Source organism: Mesorhizobium sp. M7A.F.Ca.US.005.03.2.1, from assembly GCF_003997795.1.
GTDB lineage: Bacteria > Pseudomonadota > Alphaproteobacteria > Rhizobiales > Rhizobiaceae > Mesorhizobium > Mesorhizobium ciceri.
On record NZ_RZRP01001649.1, the window covers coordinates 1 to 392 of the forward strand.

Annotated in this window: 1 protein-coding gene; it reads right to left on the reverse strand. The window is 68.4% G+C overall.

The window, feature by feature from the left end; all coding sequences use genetic code 11:
- Positions 1-392 (reverse strand): glycosyltransferase (locus tag EN991_RS39625; RefSeq protein WP_206519394.1); only part of this gene is annotated, 392 nt, incomplete at both ends.

Consider the following 392-nt stretch of genomic DNA (forward strand, 5'->3'; position numbering starts at 1 on the left):
GCCGGACCGGATTGCCTGTCGTCACCGTCTTGACCCCGGCTGCACTGCTGTCCTGCGGCAGGAAGCCGCCGGCGATCGCGTCGACACGGCCGGCCAGCGCCCGGTTGGCGCGCCCCATCACCGCGTTCTGCTCATGGATCAGGGTCGGTACCTTGCGCCGTGTCGCCGCGTAGAGCGGCGGCAAGGTCGGATAGCCGCCGAAGCCGACGACGGCATCCGGCTTGATCCTGGCGATGACGGCAGAAGCCTGGCGCACGCCGCGCCAGATTTTCCAGAAGGCACCAAGCAGGGCAAAAGGGTTTTTCGAGCCCATCGTCGCCGACTGGATCGGGTGGACGGCAGCGGCCGGAAAATGGCCGGCGAAACGCTCGGCACGGTCGTCGGTTGCCAGG